This is a genomic window from Marivirga salinae, from assembly GCF_030503855.1.
GTDB lineage: Bacteria > Bacteroidota > Bacteroidia > Cytophagales > Cyclobacteriaceae > Marivirga > Marivirga salinarum.
On record NZ_CP129971.1, the window covers coordinates 4,054,085 to 4,071,277 of the forward strand.

Sequence of the window (17,193 nt, forward strand, 5' to 3'; positions counted from 1 at the left end):
AGAGATAAGATTTTTCTTATATACATGCTAAGGAAACTGATTTCATATGCTCAGGTGCGGTCGTTCTTTATTGTATCAGATTATTGCCAGAGTAAGCAATTCACTAGCTTCTCTCATACAATCTACTTGATAGCAATTCAAATTCCCTTGCTTTATAATTCCATTCACTCGTTCTGCAATGGTATACTCTAGTGGATTATTGTTTTCATTCATACTAATTTTGAATCCTTAATCCTGTAATAAGTTTACTGAGTTGTAACTGCAGTTTTTCTGTTTAATATTTTCATGGATAGTGATTAATATAAATCGAAATGATATATAGTACAAGTTGCTTGTTTTTTGGGAGATATTATTTTTAGAATACTGCAAGCCTATGACTGTGATGGGTGGGGAAGAGAACGCATCGGCCTTTTCTGCTCCTAATAGCTACTATTCATGTGCAAGTTATTGTTTTTGGTCTACTTTCTTTAGGGCAGCTACTGGCCTTACTTCTATAAAGTATCAGTACTTGATTCGATTAATAGAGGCAAATTTAACACTAATATTTAATCTAAGAGGTAATGGAATTTATTGGCTCACAAATAATTAAAATGTCTTCATTCTTTTCAAGATATTGATTTACTTGCGCCTTAATTTAATCCATTCATAAATGAAAAAGTGCCTTTTTTTGTCTTTTGTATTTTTGATATTATTACAGACAATCGCTAAACCTCAAGCTATTGATGAAAATTTTAAGCCCATAATAGGAGGTGCGGTTTATGTTAGAGATGCAGCTCTTCAATCAGATGATAAATTACTAATTTCTGGGAATTTTTTGCTTGCTGGTGAAACGCTAGTAAAAAAATTTATTAGATTAAATGCTGATGGAAGTGTGGACGAAACATTTAATTTGGATGAAGGATTTGATGGTCAGGTTTTTAAGTTTGCTGTTCGATCTGATGGCAAAATACTTGTATTTGTTAGATATAGCGATAGTTTTCAAACTGATCTGATACTATTGAATGGTGATGGCTCCATTGACCAGAATTCTAATTTTGGTCAACAAGGTTATTTAAATGTAGGTGATTTACTTTTTGATGGTGATAATCGACTGTACGTTGCAAATTATAGTGAAATAATTAGGTTTAATAGTGATGGTTCCGTTGATGACTCTTTTTCTATTAAGTGCTCTAATAGGATTAGAAAGATTGACCTTACACCAGATGATAAATTGCTGGTTTCAGGAGAATTTAGCACTATTAATGGCATAGCTAAAAATGACATGGCACGTTTTGCCCTCGATGGAAGTATAGACAATACTTTTGATATTGGTGAAGGTGCAGATACCAATATATCTAATTTCGAAATACTACCCTCTGGAAAGTATTTGATCACAGGAAGGTTTAGTTCTGTCTCAGGTATTCCGTATAATCAGCTTGCTAGACTTAATAATGATGGTACTGTTGACAATACTTTCAATAGCAATGCAGGTTTTAACTCAGGAAATTTCATTGAAGACTTAGTGGTGGATGGCTCAGGTAGAATAGTGCTTGGGGGTAATTTTCAATATCCTAGGACTAGAATTGTTAGGCTTCTGGAAGATGGGACCGTTGATAATTCATTTGATGTAGGATCAGGATTTAAGTCTGAACGTACGACTGCATCATTACCTAAGGTTTTCGTAAAAAGCGATGGAAAAATTATTGCAGTAGGTAATTTCACGAATTTTAATGGAAGCCAGAGATTAGGTGTTGCTACCTTATTGACAGATGGCAGTCTTGATGTAGCTTATAATGCGATGCTTGCTGCAACCCCTTTGGTAGATGTTAATGCTATACAGACTGATGGTAAGGTGTTGATTGGTGGAAGTTTCTTTAGAGTAGGCAGTACTGAGCGGGTTAACTTGGCACGTTTAAATACCGATGGTACAATTGACGAAAGCTTTGATGCTGGTAAAGGCCCTAACCAGCGAGTACATTCGATGGCCATTCAAGCTGATGGTAAGATATTACTCGGGGGAGAGTTCAGCGAAGTTAATGGTTCTATTGAGAGGGGGCTAGTACGTCTCAATAGCAATGGGCAAATTGATCCCTCTTTTTCAACCCACTTGTCACGAGTTTATTCATCAGATGGTGTTTTTAAATTTCATATTCAGGCAGATGGTAAAATTATTATTGGCGGTGGCTTCAGATCGATTAACGGAACAGACAGAAATCATTTTGCTCGTTTGAATCCAGACGGTTCTTTAGATGCTTCATTCAATGCGAATGACGACATTCCTGGCAGAGTGCGTGCTATGAAAGTTTTGCCCAATGGTAATATTCTAGTTGCTGGATACAACCCGAACAATCCAGGATTTATTAGCATGCGTGACAGTGATGGAAATTCGCTAACTTCTTTTACAGCACCTAATATGGATTTACCTGGAATTTCCGCCATTGAAATTCAGCCAGATGGAAAGATAGTTGTTGGCGGGGCTTCAGCAAATGGTAGTGGTCTATTGGTTGGTTCCAATTTATTTCGCTTAAATCAAGATGGATCCTTAGATAATACATTTGAAAAAAGAAGTGGTCTCGGTAAAATATCAGAAATTGCTGCACTTCCAGGTGGAGATTTATTAATTGGGGATCATTATGAGGGTGGATTATTTCGATATAGTAAAGATGGTGTGTTAGATGCCGATTTTCACTGGTCAATTAATGGGAGCATAATTAGTATATCTGACTATAACGAAAGTTTTATCCTGAGTGGTGCCTTTACTAAAATTGGTGAAAGTACTTCAGTCTATAGCATAGCTAAATTAAATTCTACTTTGGTTAATGCACCTTCTGAATTAACTATTGCTGAAGAATCTCCCATCCTTAGCTGGAAAGATAATGCTACTGATGAAACTGGCGTTAATGTTTATCGAAGCACGGAGGGAAACACTGTATTTACTCAAGTAGCTTCGCTTGGAGCAAATGAAACTTCTTTTGAGGATACTGATTTTCAAAGTGGTGTGCAATATTATTATAAAGTAAGAGCGGTGAGAAATGGGGAAAAATCTTCCTTTTCTATCACTGAAGCTTTTCCAACCATTGAAGTTCCGAAAGTTGAAGGTTTGAAATTTAACCAAGTAAGTTCAAATTCCATAGAGTTAAAATGGTCCTACATAAATGATAATTCGGATTATACCAAAATTGTAAGAACCGAAGATGGATTGGCTGATGTGACTACATATCTGAAGAATTACCCGAGCACATTTAAAAGTACAGGTTTAGAACCAGGCACTGAATATACCTTTACGCTCACCAAGCAAAATAAATTCGGGGTTTCTGAGCCAGTAAGTATAACGGTGAGTACACTTTCACAAGGCTTAAAGCGCACAGAAGCAATTTCCTTTGTTTTAGGAGGAGAAGCCTATATAGGTTTGGGACGAAATGAAACAGGGCTTCTTCAGGATTTCTTGAAAATGGATATCTCCGATAATTCGACCTTGCCAGTGAGCCCTTTACCCGGGCCAGCGAGGAAAAATGCTATTGCTTTTGTCCTAAATCAAAAAGCGTATGTAGGATTAGGTGAAGATGCATTTGGGAACTACCTGAAAGATATGTATCAATATAATCCAATGGATAATAGCTGGACTGAATTAAATGAATTTGCTGGTGCAGCGCGGACTAGCCCAGTCTCTTTTGTAATTGATGGCAAAGCTTATGTTGGTACAGGTTATGACGGTACTAATGCTTTAGCCGATTTTTATCAATATGATGTTGCAACAGACTCTTGGACAGCAACTGCTGCTTTTTCCGGTGAAAAGAGAAGAGAGGCAGTAGCATTTGTGATTAATGGCAAAGCATATGTTGCAGGAGGTTTTTATGTGGACGGTACAACTTTTCAGTTAAGTGATGCACAAGAATTTGATCCTAATACTGAAAGCTGGAAGGAAGTGGTGTCAGCTGATATTAACTTAGGGAGAAATAATGCAACTGCCTTTGTTTACGGAAATGATGCCTATCTGACTTACGGTAGCAAAAACAATATCACTAAATTTAACCCTACAGATTTTTCTACTTCTGACTTAGGTGATTATCTAAGTATAGATGATGGAGGATTAGGCCCAGCTAGAGCCGATGCACAAAGCTTTACAGTGAATGGCAGTCCTTATTTTACCGGAGGTACATCAGGAACGACTACGGAAGTTTTTTATGGCGATTTTTATAATCTTTCTATTTTAAATAATGCACCCAGCAGTATTTCATTATCGCAAAATACACTCGCAGAAAATACGGTCGGGAATGAGCAGATAGGAAAACTGCTAGCTATTGATGCTGATCCTAACGACACACATACTTTTAAATTAGTATCAGGTGATGGGGTAAATGATCAACACAATAATTTATTTGCCATTAGTGAAGGTGAATTAACCTACATAAGTGCAGAAGCAATAAATTATGAAGCATTAAAATCATTAAAATTATTCGTTGAAGCAACAGATAATAAAGGAGCTAGCTATAAACAGGCAATAGTAGTTAATGTACTGGATAGAAATGATAAACCTATTATTTCAGCAGCCTCTACGGTATTCAGTACGGAAGAAAACAAAAGCTATCGCTCTATCATTGGAACAATTGCTGCTTCAGATGAAGATGGAGATAACCTTTCCTTTTCTGTAATAAATGACAATGAGCCAGCCATTTCTATTGACTTCCGTGGTGAAATAAAAATAATTAGACCCTCTCTATTAGATTTTGAAACTAATAGTACCTTAGTGTATGACATAGTAGCACATGACGGTTTTGATAGTAGTGAAGAGACCCAAATTACCATAAACCTAATAGATGTAAATGAACGTCCTAGCATTTCAGTTGCTTCCAGTAATTTAAATTCAAGAGAATATCCAGCTGAGGGCACATTGGTAACTGCTTTGACCGGTACAGATCAGGATGGAGATGAAATAACCTACTCCATTAGTAGCGGAAATACAGCGGAGGCATTTATGATTGTGGGGAATGAGTTAAGGGTGAACGATTCCACAGTCTTTAACCATTCCGTAAATCCAGATTTTTCATTAACAATAAGTGGCAGTGATGGTGAATTAACCCATGAAATAGAGGTTTTTGTGCAGGTTTTACCTAACAATGTTCCTACAAGTATTGAATTATCTCCCAACGTTTTATCAGAAAATGTTAGTGGTTCTGTTTTTATTGGTTTATTAAGTGCTACTGATCCAGATCAAAATGAAACTCACAATTTTCAATTTGTAGATGGAGATGGGGTGAATGATGAACATAATCACCTATTTGAAATTGATGATGACAACTTGAACTATGCAGGGACATCAGCGGTGAATTTTGAAGAAAATCAAGTCTTAAACCTATTGATTGAAGTGGAAGATGGTAGTAGAGGAGTTTATAGGCAATCTATAGCGGTTGATGTTTTAGATCAAAATGACATACCGGAAATTATCATGGATGACCCTGTTTTTTCTATTGAGGAAAATCAAGCAGCGGGGACTCTTATTGGTGAAATTGTTGCTATAGATGAAGATGGAGACCAACTAAGTTATGCTATTATAGAAGGAAATAAGGACGTTTTTTCCATTGATGAAAATGGCAATCTTCTGATAGCTGATCCTGCCGCCTTTAATTTTGAACAAAATGAGACTTTTGCATTAAAAGTAGTTGCTCAGGATGCTAACTCAAGTAGTTCAGCCATTGAATTAACAGTAAATGTGATAGATGTGAACGAATTACCACAATTAAGCTTAGTGAACGAAAGTCCAAAAGTGCCTGAAAATGCTCCGAATGGGACTATAGTAGCCGTTCTAAATGCCTCAGATGAGGATGGAGATGTCTTGAGATTTTCTATTACTGATGATTCGGAGATTTTTAGCATCAGTGAAAATGCTGAAATCGTTGTAAGCAATAAGGATTTATTAGATTTTGAAACACAGTCAAGCCATATCTTAGGGGTAAAAGTAACAGACGGAAAAGGAGGAGTTGATGAGATGGAGGTAACGGTAATGGTAGAAGATGTAAATGAACCATTAACTATAGCAGTTTCAACTGATAAACTCACTATTGAAGAGAATGAATCAGCAGGTAGTTTATTAGCCACATTTACAGGGGTGGATGAAGATGGAGATGATATATCCTTTGAAATAATAAGTGGTAATGAAAACGAGGCTTTTAAAATTGACGCAAATGATTTATTAGTCAATAATTTATCAGGTCTTAACTTAACTGCGCCCTTAATAATGGAACTCGTTGTAAGTGGTACAGATGGAGAGTTTACAGATGAATTAACGGTCGTAATAACTATTAATAATTTGGTAGATTCCGATCCAGTCACCGCTAGTCAAAGGAAGTTTACTACTACTAAACCTTATCCAAATCCTGTGGTCGATCAAATTGTTTATATGCATCTTGCTGTAGAAGGGATAGATGATGTCAAGGCTTATGATTATGCTGGTAAGCAATACTTAATTGGTTGGGAAATACAGCAGCAAACACTTAAGATAAACTGTAGAGATTTGCCAGAAGGTTTTTATACTATTTTGTTACAGCGCAATGGAGCTGTAGAACCATATACTGTTTATAAGAAAAATTAATAGGTTAGAGCTAAAGAAGCTGATAAAAGAATCTAATTGAAATGACTTTACAGAATTACAGAAATTTATGCTTAAAGATATTTACTCCCAAGATTCTGGGATTTATCTAAAGGCTTAGGAAAAAGCTGAAAAAAATAATTGAACATAAAAAGTCAGTAGAATAAATTCTACTGACTTTGTCCGGATGGGAGATTACTCATATCCATAAGGTATACCCCATTCTCCTCGTGAACCTACGCTATGACTCGGTTTCGATCCAATGGTTCTCATCCTGTGGAATCTAATTTGTTAAATGAGCTTAAATAAAAAAAGCTCTCCATATTTCTATGAAGAGCTTTATAAGTCGGGGTGGCAGGATTGCAACTCCAACTATTTAAGCCCTTATTGCCAGTTAGTTACGTGTAATCAAATTTTGGTGTTCACCGAATTGTTCACCACTAATATGATTCCATTTGTTTTCCTTTGTGTCAGTATTTCAGGTATTAATAGTATCAAAGACCCTTTCTTTGATTTAATAAATATACACAAAAAAGGGCAAATTTTATTAATAAAAGATGGGAAATTTCTGGATTAGAACCTAAAAATTTGGCTTAATCTGTGAGGTATTCTTGGACTGTTTCAGCATCAATTCCGGTGTAATCTGAGAACTCGGAAACGGTAATGAGTTGATGCTTCTCTTTTCCTTTTTGCTCTCTTATTCGTTCTAATATTCGCCTTCCGGTGCGTACGCTCTTGCCTGTTATTCGCTGAATGTCCTTAGGGTATATGACGGTTCTTTTCAATATCATCTCTCCATACTTTACTGATACTTTATCTATACTTTATCCTTGGCTTTGATATACTCTAATATAGCTAATTTTTATAAAGCTTGATTGTCATATTTTGCCAATGCAGTCAACACAACCTTTAACGGAAAGGAGTTTTTGACAAATGCTGATTTGAGGAATACTTTGGATGCTCATCAAATATATTTTTTCAATTATGGCAAGACAAAAAGGAATTATCAAACTGAAAGGCTCAATCGGAGATTTGTCTTTTTACAAAACGAAGGACGGCTACTTGGCCAGAGAGAAAGGAGGCGTTGACAAAGAACGCATCAAGAATGATCCTGCTTTCCAAAGAACCAGAGAAAATGGCGCTGAATTCGGGAGAGCTGGAAAAGCAGGAAGGCTTTTGAGGACTTCGGTTCGCCCGTTGCTTTTGAAAGCTGCTGATGGCCGAGTGGCCAGTTGAATGACCCGTGAAATGGTGAAAGTCGTGAAAAGCGATTCTACCAATGACAGAGGGGAAAGAATGGTTACTGAAGGTGATATCATGTTGCTGAAGGGCTTTGAGTTCAATCAAAGTGGAAAGCTAAATGCGACCATGTATGCACCTTATACGGCTGCCATTGATCGTGCAACTGGTGAAGCAACAGTGGAGATTCCTAGCTTTATTCCGCAGAATACATTTGCGGCTCCTGCTGGTGCAAGTCACATGCGCTTGGTGACAGCTGCAAGTAAAGTGGATTTTGAAGGGGAATCTTTCGACTTGGACACTGATGAAAGCAGTGAGATTTTTATTGGCCCACAATCTGAGACAGCTATCACGTTGACTGCTACGGTTCCTACAGCAGGCGACCAGCCTATCTTTTTACTTTTCGGGGTGGAATTCCTGCAGGAAGTGAACGGTACTATGTACCCGCTTAAAAACGGTGCATTTAATGCCCTGGCATTGGTTGAGGTTGATGAATCTGTCTGATTTTGACTAATTAGAATATGGACTTTGAACTTATTCGAAATTATAAGTCGAGTGGAACCAATGGTAGTTTGAGGTATGGCGGAGAAAAAATCTGCCATACCATTGAACTTCCCTGGAAGGAAAATCAGCCTTTTGTCAGTTGTATTCCTGAAGGGAGATACCTTTTGGAGAAAAGGATTACCCATGAAAGGGGATTTCACCTGATATTGAAAAGCGTTCCTGGAAGGAGTTGGATTTTAATCCATCCTGCGAACGATGCCCGGACAGAACTGGAAGGCTGCATTGCACCAGTCTCGGAGCTAACAGGAATTGGAAAAGGAATCCGATCGACTGAAGCCATGGACAGGCTTTTGGAAGTCTTTGAAGAGGCTCAAGAAAACCAGAATCAAATTTACATCACTATTAAAGAGAAATCAGCTATGAATATATTAGAAAGGGTAAAAAAGCCCACTCCAAAGTTATTTAGAAAATTGCGGACAGTCGGTTTGGTATTGGCAGCTGCAGGCGGTGCTATTTTGGGAGCGCCCATTACTTTGCCAGCTGGCTTGATTACAGTTGCAGGATATCTGACGGTTGGTGCCAGTGTCCTGGCTGCAGTCAGTCAGGTGACGGTGGATAATGAGGTCAAAATTCCTCCACTTCCAGAGGTCAAAAACAAGGGAGATGCAAATCCACGGTAAGGTAGGCACAGCTGGTGGAACACTGCTCACTGTGCTGGTCAACCTGCAAACTGCTGATATCGTCAAGACTTGCATTTTGGCAGCTGTTGGAGCATTAATTAGTTTTTGTATGTCCTTGGCCATGAAATGGGTGGTCAAGAAAATCAAGAAGAAAGGCCGTAGTTTATAGCTACGGTTTTTTTTTGTTAATTAAATAAGTGATTTTGAAAAACTGACGATAGGTGTTTGGCATTAATATGTATTCGAAGGTAATCTGCTCGGCTTTCTATGAAATGCAAAATAACAATCTAGTGCAAATCATTATAAAAATAATTACTTACTGTTGGAAAATAGAAAAAATTCATTCTCATTTGTAATTCAATCAATTAACCTAAACAAAATGTCATTGTCAAACACCCACCTAGAGGTATATCTTCATTTTATTTTAAGGTTAGTTGAAAAGTATGAATTTTAACCTTAAAAAAACCATGAAGAACACAATCAGTATTTTATGCACGGGATTACTTATAATACTTTTGTATAGTTGTCAAGAAGATGAGATTTTTGAAGATTTGGAAAAGGAATCTACGAACATCAAAGTAGATCAACTAGGAGAAAAGCTTGAAAACCCCTTCTCTGTTGTCAATATGCGTAAGGCTTTGGACAGCCTTAAAGTAAAAAACGAACAATATAGAGATAAAGATTTTGAAGTAGAAACCACTCATTTATATCTCAGGTTTAAACCGAAGGATGAGCAAGAACTTAATATATTGGAAGCAGATAGCACTTTAGTGTTGTATTCCTTCCCGTTAGACCGTGAAATACCGGAAAGCTTGACTTCCTACCACGATTCCAGTATTCCTAAAAATAAGCCAACTTTTCAATATTGTGCGGTGCCTGTTACTTATGATTTCCCTCATGATATCAAAGTAAAAATACTAGAGGAATTATACTTGCCAGAAGAAGATCAAAGAACTGCGGCACGTTCCTCGGGCAATCTATTGTATGATTTGGAAAAGGAAGCATTTGCAATTACAGGCAATGAATTTGACAAGGTAAAATCCGGTAAAAATAATACAGCAGCTAGAAATGCAAGTTTTACACCCTCTGGACGCATACGTGTTTGGGATGACGTGATTGGTTCAACAACAACTACTACACGAACTTTTTCTCACTGGGAATACTACGATTGCGGGGATGGGGACATACCTTTAGCTATTGGGTCAGTAGATACTGACTTAGAAGAATCAAGAGGTTTTGGCAGCATGGTCAAACCAATTGAGCCGATTGAACTGCCAGGAGAATGCAAAAGAGCTGTGTACACTTATCATAGTACAAATACTCCCGGCTCCTATATTCCAATTGAAGGAGTAAAGGTCAGAGCCAGAAGATGGTTTACCACGAAATCAGATCTTACAGACAGTAATGGTGACTTTAATATAACCCACTCATTCGGTGGAGATGTCAATTACCTTATTGTTTGGGAACATGCCTTTTGGGATATACGAGATGGTAATTTAACGCAAGCTTATTACAATGGTCCACAGAAGAGTAATCCCTGGAATCTAAATATCGGAGGGGGCAAATCATTAAGGTTTGCCACAATTCACAGGGCTTGTCATCGTTATACTTTCGAGGATGTTGACAACTTGAGTAGGCCAATTTTGGGAGGAGGATCCAAATTAAAAATAAATTATAATGATGGTGAGGGTACTGGTGTAAATTGGGGAGTTGAATGGCAAAATGTTGATTTTGGTACAGGTTTACTACCGAATATTAAGATTTGGAGAAGTAGTGAAAATTTAGAAAGAGATTGGTTTACAAATGAAATATTTTCAACCACTATTCACGAATTAGCGCATACAACTCATATACAAGAAATGAATTGGGGAACTATTGATTATGGTCAGGTAAGACCAATTCTATATGAAAGTTGGGCAGATGCTGTAGAATGGTATTTGACACGAAAAGAATATATTGAGAGAGGTGAGGCTGACTATGATGATCCAACAGTTCGAGGTTTCAGAAATGCATTGGCTGACAACAAACAATGGTGGAATTTTAATGATAGTCACGAGTACACACCAATTTTTATTGACTTAATTGATGACTATAATCAAGCGACCCAGTTTGAACCAACTCTTCCAGTTGACAATAGTAAACCTAACGAAAATATAACTGGTTATTGGATGCAAACAATTGAAGATGTAGTTCTGAAAGATGCTTACGGTTTAACAAGCTTGAGAAGTGAGCTCAAAAGAACATAAACCTAGTGGAGTTACAGATGCTCAGATTGATAATTACATGGCTTTTTATTTTAATAATTTATAGGATGAAAAACTTAAGCATACTTTTACTATGCATATTATTTATAGGGTGCGATTCTGATTTAGAGTATAGTGGCTTGACCAACTTTATTTACAGAAATTCTTCGAGTCATAAAGTTACGCTTGAAGCGTATTATGAAGGAGAATTAAATGAATCTTTCACATTGGAGAAGGGCCAAGAGAAAATGTTTCAAGATGGTCTAAGAGAAGGTGAAAATAATCCAGCATACGATAGAACCCGCTACCTTATCGATGATTCTGTGGTTACCATATTTGATGATACGCTGTCAATTTCATATGATAAAGGAAGACTAGACGGCAATCCTATGCGTATTGAAAACTATAAACTTGTAGAAACCGAAACAGAGCCGTACGTTTATTTATTTGAATTTACTAATGAAGATTATCAGCGTGCTTTGGAAAGAGGGCGGGTTGTAAAACCTTGATCTTAAAAATTGTTAGTCCGTTGGATTCAAAATTGAAATAGATGAAATTTGCATCTGGCAAATCAAGAAGAAAGGCCGTAGTTCATAGCTACGGTTTTTTTGTATCCAGTCTGCATGGGAATTAACAAAAAAATTAAAACCTGGCAGGCGAAACCTACCAGGAAAACCCAAACCGCTAAAACGGCAAGGGCGAGAAGCTTAAATCAAGCCACAAAAACTGAAGATAATAATAACCTTCAGAATCAACACTATGACACCAAAACTTAAGCTTTGGTTGAGGACGAACGTACGCCACCAACCACCGGCCGGCAATGCGCACTTTAAAAATTAATTTAATCATAGTGCATATCCACACAGGACCGGTGAGATAGATGCAAGAGCGGCACATAAAAAATACTTCCGCCATTTGGCGGAGGAGATTTTTTTTGTAGCCGGCAAAGCGAACTCTTGCATCTTTCTCATCCGCATGCCTGTAATTTTCACTATGTTTGGATTGATTTTTTCACTGTCGAGTCGCAGTGAAGTTAGCTCGAAGCTTTTTGGGAAAGTGAGCAATCTGGTGGAAACTTAGCTTTGGAAAGCTACCTCCTCTGAATATATTTATCTTTCCATAAATAAATACATACTGACAAAGGCAAAAATAAAAAACAGTATTGAAACTATTATCTGAGCATATTCTAATCTGATTAGAGTTTCAACGTGTTTGTTTTCATAGTTTAAATCGCTTTCTTTAATTAACAAGTTCACTCTTTTTTTTACTGAAAATCCCGATCTTCTTTTTCTCATTAAAGTAGAAAAATTGGAAATAAAATGTCTTAGAACATATTTTATTCTTATGATTGACAGTATATAGATTGATAATAACAGGATGATAGTTATTGATAAAATTAGGTAGTGCATTCTCGATAAATTCTTATATAAATAATCTATTATGGTTTATTGCTCTAATGATAATGAAAGTGTTTTCATTTAAAGTGAAAAATAACAGAAGTATTAATTTCATTTTAATTGAGTCTAATATTTATACTTACTTCGGATCTACCTTGATCTTTCAATATAATTATGGTGTTTGTATAAATTTTAATTAATAATAAACATCAGCAATTGTTAACAATATAATTATTAGACATATGAATAAAATTCCTATAATATTGATAAATACACTATGACCCGTATTATCATTTTTATAATCTCCTCTTTTTATGCATTGAAAGTCGAAAGTTTTTTCCCCTTGCATTTTTCTTAAAAAGAAATAATAAATCCATAAAACAAAGGTACCTGTATATGTTAATATCAGAGACCTTACAAAAAAGCTTAAAAAATTCATTTTGTATAAATTTTGAACAAAACCATAATAAGAATTTAATTAGATACAACGTACTTTTAAAGAAGAACTCTATCCTATGGAATCCTTAGATTGATAAACCTACACACCACAGGGAAATATTTTCAAAAGAGAAAAGAAAAAAAAGAAAAAAAAAGAAAAGAGAAAGCTTTTCTTTTAGGGTGAATCGCTTCGGGGGCAAGTCTTTTTTGAAAAATACCACCCGGAGGGTTGGAGATTTTTTAAAAAACCCAACGGGCTTGGACTTGCGGCCGAAAAGCGAGGCATCCCTAACTTGCTTTCCTCTTTTATTTTATTTTTGAAGAAATATTTACCTGCAAAATTCTAATCGAAGTTTATCCAAATTCCTGGGGCTAACTCAACGCGGCCTAAAGCCGCACCTTAAACGGGTGGTGGGGAATTTGGGAAAGGATGTGGAATGCTGTCCTATCGTATTAGCACTACAGTTTGATCAAGGCACCTTGCGGGTAGAAGCGGGAAGGTGAACGCAGGAAGAGCGGTTGCAAATAATGGAGTTTACGGAATGGTTTGCAATCCGCTGTGTGTCGAGCCGTCTGCGAGTGCGACCCCGGGTGGTAGACCGAGAGTGACCGAAGGGAACGGGGGCTAGCCACGAGCGGAGAGTAACGGAGCGAACAAGGCTTGGCGTGGTTTTTAGTTAAAAAAAGCTGTATCCGTTATAATCATAAACACTAACAGCTTTTTTTAAAAACCATGACAAGCCGCAGCCCGGGGGCGCCCGCAGGCGAGCCTAACTCTGGCAACCGGGGGCTGTTCCTTTTAAATGGAGTTTACGGAATTTTAAAGGAACAGACCAGGTAGGTTGCCGTGATGCACTTGGGCTAAGCTGCAAGGGGCATGACAGCACTTGCCCCGAAGGGGTTGGCTTTTGGCTTTAAATACCTTATAAATTAACACTTATTTAAAGCCTGAAGCCAATGCTGGCGAGACCCTTTGCCGCAGCCCAAGTGCAGCACACCATTGTGCCTGGCAGTGCGGCTGGTATATCAAACAACAACTTTTTGGCTTGGGAGCCAAAAAGACCTCTTCCTTTTGCTTTTTTACCTCTTTATCTGCTTAACAGAAAAAAAACAAAAGCTATGAGGGAAGGATTGTGCGGAAAAGTGCGGTTGGTTAGCCGAGGGCCTTTGATTTACCCTTTAGGGAAATTAAAGGCTTTCGGCTGTGGGAGCCATGGGCTTTGGCTAATTTTTTGGATTGTGTAAGGGATGTAGCGAAATTAGGCAATGCGCATGGTATGAATGTTGGACATAGACTAATGAATAGTACTATGTTCAAAGAGGTTTATATTTATTCTTTAGTGATTAGACCAAGCTCTGGCTTTTCTACATCGTATGGAGCTTTAATTTCAAATATGTTGTTGATACAACTTCTATATAAAAGTTTATCAAAAGATTCAATTTCAAAACTTTCATTTATAGTTAAATGAGCAGCGTATTCTTCTAAGCCAGCACCACAAGACCCATGTCCATACGAACCTGGGTTAGATTGATGAGAATATTGAATCAATATATGAAACTTACCAGAGGCCCTTTTTTGTGAAATGGTTTTTATCCTCTCTATATAATCGTTTTTTGATAGCTGAGTTAAATTGATTTCTGAGATTGTCAGGTCATTTATTTGAAACTTTAATATTGCAGTCGTTTTCCAGCTAAATTCATGTTTTATATTCATTTTGACAGGATAGGTATCTCCATCTTTTTGCTTCCACAAAAAGTCTTGATCTCCTTTCTGCTGAATAAATTGTTCTTTGAACTCATTTATTTGACATTTATCAGTGAATGAATAATTGATTGGGTCGGATGGAACAAATAATTCTTTAGAGCTTTCACATTGGTCTGTATAACAGACGGAACCCACTAAGGGGATTTTCTTGCCAATTTTTTTATACATATACCAACCATAAACTAATCTTGGAGTCCATTTACTTGCCATATTGGTACAAGCTTCACTGGATTCTTCAAGCCTCATAATGATTGGGTATTTTTCATCTATGGCTCCTTCGTAAACAATATATCGGTCAAATATTATTTCATGATCGATTGACCACTTTCCCTGAGCAAATGAATGAGCTGAGATAAAAATGATCAAAAAAATGGTAATTACTTGTCTCATAGATATAAAGAGTAGTTACTGATTTGGTATAAGCAGATACTTTTGCGTGAAGTAAATTGTAAGCTGTACATTTACTAGTCAGGCTACTGGATGTTATGACCTATTGATTTTCTTCGTAATATGAAAGATACTTTAATAATTTACTATAGTCAATTTGAACATAACCATCAAGGACAAAATTGTGGTTTTTAAGCATCTCCTTAGCTTCAGGGTAACCCGCTAATGCTGCCATAAAAAGTTTATACATCGCTCCTTCAAATTCACCTGCATTTGAGGGTGGGGACTCAACATATTCAGACAGGAATTTTTGCAGTACTTCAGAGGATTGATATGCTGAAGATAATACCATTGATTCTCGTAAATCTAAGGGCTCATTTCTGGATATAATGAATTTTTTGAGTGGTAAAAAACCCATCTTCCAACTATTGTCTTTAGGCAACCAAGCCAATAATTCAATTACAATTTCATTTTCTCTTATTTCAATGTATGCATGGTCAGCGGCACGAACCTCAAGTAACTTTTGATCATTATTTTTCAAGCCAACTCTTGTTTCTGAAATTTCATATTTATTCTTACTGATTCGTTCAGGTCTGTAACCTGTTGCAAGAATCGCTCCTTTTGGAGTTGGTATATGTAAACTCGGTTCCCAACACCAAGAACAATTATTAATGTCTACTATTTCCACTCTGCTATTGTGAACATATCCAGACGTGCCATTAAATAGCTTAACAGACCACCAGCTGCCCTCTTTTGACTGGATAGTAAAAATTTCATATTCATATATTTTATCGATGACTTTACCGGCAGGTTCATTCCGGACATTTGTGTAGCCGTCTGGATCATTAATTATCGCTTTATCCTGGCTATATAAATACAGCGGAAAGATTAGTAAAATTAATAGGGTTCGTATCATACTTATATTATTAATTATTGACCATAGCAGTTAATGCTAAAATCTGTTACCCTTTCTTGCTTTATGATTTTGTTGCTAAGTTTAGTTGATAAATTAAACTTAGTTAAAAATGCTTTGATTTTAAGGGTATTGGAGGGAAATGTTTGGGTGAGAGACTCCTTGTTAGATAGTTTGGGCACAAGCGGACGCTTGTCAGCCGAACGCGTTATGCTTCGCAACGCGCTCGATTGGGAGGAATTATAATTGATAATTAGTTTCTAAAAGTAAGACATCCTTCTTAATTGATTTTTTATATTCACTTGTTAAATCAAATTTATCAATGTTAACGCCCTCGAATATTTCATGAGATCTTAGCGCTTTTTTTTCGGTTATGTATTTAGGGAGAATTTTCATATTCTGAGCATACCAAGAAGGAATTTTACCATACCAGAATTTAATTTCAGATAACTTCCATTCCTTTTGTGATCGCTTAAATTCGAATACGTAGGATTTACCAAACTCAATACTAAGTTTCATTGATAACAGAAGTTGGTTATTACTAAATTCTATAGTAGCATCTAAAGGATAGTTTTTTGATAATGAATCGGCCAATGGATGATTTTGATAGTAATCTGCATTCATATTCTTGACAACTGGAATAGCAATACTTTCAAATTCTTTAACAAATTCAAAAGAGCCATTTTGAACTCCTCGAAAAAGAGAGAAGTAGCTTAGATTACCATCCTCTATAGGGTAGAGAGTATATCTTACTGCCAGGTCATTAATCCCATCTTTATTATAATCAAAATTATTTTTAACCATATTAATGGTATAGCCTTTCCGAATACAAACACCGGAGCCAATTTCTGCTTTCCAACCCTTATCGGTTACATCATTATTGCAGTTATCAATTTCATTATTACAGGCACAGGTAAGAAGGATGATTGAAGCACAGATTACATATTTACTTTTTAGGAATTTATATGTTTTAGTGGACATAGAAATTTGACAATGATTTGAGTTTAACCAAGGCTGCTTATTTTCACGGCACTCAGGAGGCTCGATTGGGAGCAATATAAA

General features: G+C 36.7%; 12 protein-coding genes. 7 read left to right on the plus strand and 5 right to left on the minus strand.

Going from position 1 to position 17,193, the window contains the following annotated elements:
- Window positions 1–75: 75 nt before the first annotated feature.
- Complete coding sequence (locus tag QYS49_RS16990; protein ID WP_308349038.1) at window positions 76–213, minus strand: hypothetical protein; 138 nt, start codon at window positions 211–213, stop codon at window positions 76–78.
- Window positions 214–649: 436 nt separating this feature from the next.
- On the opposite strand from QYS49_RS16990, the gene QYS49_RS16995 reads away from it, so the two are divergent.
- Window positions 650–6,568, plus strand: a complete 5,919-nt coding sequence (locus tag QYS49_RS16995; protein WP_308349040.1) for a cadherin domain-containing protein — start codon at window positions 650–652, stop codon at window positions 6,566–6,568.
- 590 nt (window positions 6,569–7,158) lie between these two features.
- Here QYS49_RS16995 and QYS49_RS17000 read toward each other — a convergent pair.
- Window positions 7,159–7,356, minus strand: coding sequence for a hypothetical protein (locus tag QYS49_RS17000; protein WP_308349041.1), 198 nt, complete (start codon window positions 7,354–7,356; stop codon window positions 7,159–7,161).
- Window positions 7,357–7,549: 193 nt separating this feature from the next.
- Between QYS49_RS17000 and QYS49_RS17005 the strand changes: the two genes are divergently transcribed.
- From QYS49_RS17005 to QYS49_RS17030, 6 genes are all read left to right on the plus strand, one after another.
- Window positions 7,550–7,801, plus strand: a complete 252-nt coding sequence (locus tag QYS49_RS17005; protein ID WP_308349042.1) for a hypothetical protein — start codon at window positions 7,550–7,552, stop codon at window positions 7,799–7,801.
- 12 nt (window positions 7,802–7,813) lie between these two features.
- The gene (locus QYS49_RS17010; RefSeq protein WP_308349043.1) at window positions 7,814–8,308 is read left to right on the plus strand and encodes a hypothetical protein; all 495 of its coding nucleotides are present in this window, start codon (window positions 7,814–7,816) and stop codon (window positions 8,306–8,308) included.
- A gap of 17 nt (window positions 8,309–8,325) precedes the next feature.
- A complete protein-coding gene (locus QYS49_RS17015) occupies window positions 8,326–8,988 on the plus strand; it encodes a DUF5675 family protein (RefSeq protein ID WP_308349045.1) in 663 nt (220 codons plus the stop codon).
- A 467-nt stretch (window positions 8,989–9,455) separates the two neighbouring features.
- The gene (locus QYS49_RS17020) at window positions 9,456–11,234 is read left to right on the plus strand and encodes a hypothetical protein (RefSeq protein WP_308349047.1); all 1,779 of its coding nucleotides are present in this window, start codon (window positions 9,456–9,458) and stop codon (window positions 11,232–11,234) included.
- Window positions 11,235–11,299: 65 nt separating this feature from the next.
- Window positions 11,300–11,740: a hypothetical protein gene (locus QYS49_RS17025; protein ID WP_308349049.1), complete on the plus strand. Its 441-nt coding sequence runs from the start codon at window positions 11,300–11,302 to the stop codon at window positions 11,738–11,740.
- A gap of 2,283 nt (window positions 11,741–14,023) precedes the next feature.
- Window positions 14,024–14,311 (plus strand): hypothetical protein, encoded by a 288-nt coding sequence (locus QYS49_RS17030; protein WP_308349051.1) that lies wholly within the window; start codon window positions 14,024–14,026, stop codon window positions 14,309–14,311.
- Between the two features lie 85 nt (window positions 14,312–14,396).
- Here the strand turns inward: QYS49_RS17030 and QYS49_RS17035 are convergent, their stop codons facing one another.
- From QYS49_RS17035 to QYS49_RS17045, 3 genes are all read right to left on the minus strand, one after another.
- Window positions 14,397–15,221, minus strand: a complete 825-nt coding sequence (locus tag QYS49_RS17035) for a hypothetical protein (RefSeq protein ID WP_308349053.1) — start codon at window positions 15,219–15,221, stop codon at window positions 14,397–14,399.
- A 100-nt stretch (window positions 15,222–15,321) separates the two neighbouring features.
- On the minus strand, window positions 15,322–16,134 hold the full coding sequence (locus QYS49_RS17040) for an SH3 domain-containing protein (protein WP_308349055.1): 813 nt from the start codon (window positions 16,132–16,134) through the stop codon (window positions 15,322–15,324).
- Between the two features lie 237 nt (window positions 16,135–16,371).
- Window positions 16,372–17,112 (minus strand): hypothetical protein, encoded by a 741-nt coding sequence (locus tag QYS49_RS17045; RefSeq protein ID WP_308349057.1) that lies wholly within the window; start codon window positions 17,110–17,112, stop codon window positions 16,372–16,374.
- Window positions 17,113–17,193 lie beyond the last annotated feature (81 nt).

What these genes read in the sequence shown, in the direction of transcription:
- QYS49_RS16990 (WP_308349038.1), bottom strand. Translation starts at nt 213, where the DNA reads ATGAATGAAAACAATAATCCACTAGAGTATACCATTGCAGAACGAGTG.
- QYS49_RS16995 (WP_308349040.1), top strand. Translation starts at nt 650, where the DNA reads ATGAAAAAGTGCCTTTTTTTGTCTTTTGTATTTTTGATATTATTACAG.
- QYS49_RS17000 (WP_308349041.1), bottom strand. Translation starts at nt 7,356, where the DNA reads ATGATATTGAAAAGAACCGTCATATACCCTAAGGACATTCAGCGAATA.
- QYS49_RS17005 (WP_308349042.1), top strand. Translation starts at nt 7,550, where the DNA reads ATGGCAAGACAAAAAGGAATTATCAAACTGAAAGGCTCAATCGGAGAT.
- QYS49_RS17010 (WP_308349043.1), top strand. Translation starts at nt 7,814, where the DNA reads ATGGTGAAAGTCGTGAAAAGCGATTCTACCAATGACAGAGGGGAAAGA.
- QYS49_RS17015 (WP_308349045.1), top strand. Translation starts at nt 8,326, where the DNA reads ATGGACTTTGAACTTATTCGAAATTATAAGTCGAGTGGAACCAATGGT.
- QYS49_RS17020 (WP_308349047.1), top strand. Translation starts at nt 9,456, where the DNA reads ATGAAGAACACAATCAGTATTTTATGCACGGGATTACTTATAATACTT.
- QYS49_RS17025 (WP_308349049.1), top strand. Translation starts at nt 11,300, where the DNA reads ATGAAAAACTTAAGCATACTTTTACTATGCATATTATTTATAGGGTGC.
- QYS49_RS17030 (WP_308349051.1), top strand. Translation starts at nt 14,024, where the DNA reads ATGCTGGCGAGACCCTTTGCCGCAGCCCAAGTGCAGCACACCATTGTG.
- QYS49_RS17035 (WP_308349053.1), bottom strand. Translation starts at nt 15,221, where the DNA reads ATGAGACAAGTAATTACCATTTTTTTGATCATTTTTATCTCAGCTCAT.
- QYS49_RS17040 (WP_308349055.1), bottom strand. Translation starts at nt 16,134, where the DNA reads ATGATACGAACCCTATTAATTTTACTAATCTTTCCGCTGTATTTATAT.
- QYS49_RS17045 (WP_308349057.1), bottom strand. Translation starts at nt 17,112, where the DNA reads ATGTCCACTAAAACATATAAATTCCTAAAAAGTAAATATGTAATCTGT.